Annotated in this window: 1 protein-coding gene; it reads right to left on the bottom strand. The window is 46.4% G+C overall.

The window, feature by feature from the left end:
- Window positions 1-890, bottom strand: an 890-nt coding sequence (locus J7438_RS26145; protein ID WP_209278954.1) for an IS1634 family transposase, incomplete at both ends; no start/stop codon positions are given.

Raw genomic sequence — 890 nt, 5'->3', positions numbered from 1 at the left:
CTTCAAACCGACCACACGTTGTTCCTGATTATTGACCGTTAATACACTAACCCCTTGAAAACAGAAAAACACCCATCTCGCCGTTGGGTTCTGGCAGGGCTTTTTTTTCTGGTTTAAGAATACACGGCTCTGCTTCTTCAGTTCATACCTTATTCTGTGTTGGATAGCAGCATAGACCATCAGACACAGTGTCATCACCATTAACAGGGCCTCGATTCGTTCCGCTTTCTTCAGGTAGAGTGAGGAAACCAGAAAATCCGGGCTCTTCAGGAATCGGAAGCCACCTTCAACCTGCTGTTGTGACTTGTAGGTAGACAACAGTTCAGCGGCATTCAGACTCTTTTGATCCAAATCATTGGTACTCAAGATAAAGCAGCCCAGTGATGCCTGCGAATTCTCTCTTTTCTCGCAAGAAACAAAGCATGCGCTCTGTACAAAATATTCGAAGTGATCAGGCTTACTATCTGACGATGGACGCCCTTTGCCCCGATAGCAGGGTTTACAGATAACCTCAGGTTCCGTTTCACTTTGGCAGAGTTTCGATTGTTTTTGCCACAAGGCAAAAGCCTCCAATGCATCGTCCCGGCACAGAAAAGCCTTTTTACCCAACTTTTCCAGATCGCGGGCCTCTTTCAGTGACTGTTTCTGCATCTTTCTGGTCAGCGTTTTCTGTTCACTGAGCCTTCGCTTTTTATTGAGAAACAAGAACCATCGTTGTTGAACATCACCATAACAGGCAGGTACTTCAGTAAAAGAATAATCCTCATAGCCTTCAACAGGCTCCAGTGCCATGGCAGGCGCTTTGCTGACCAGCTCCCTGGCATCCTTGATATTCAGCGGCACCCGGGAGATAAACAGCTGTTTTTGCTTATCAAGCAACTGGAGGGTTT

This window comes from Thalassotalea sp. G20_0 (assembly GCF_017744175.1).
In the GTDB taxonomy this organism is placed as follows: domain Bacteria; phylum Pseudomonadota; class Gammaproteobacteria; order Pseudomonadales; family Endozoicomonadaceae; genus Endozoicomonas.
This window is presented reverse-complemented; position numbering and strand designations above follow the sequence as displayed.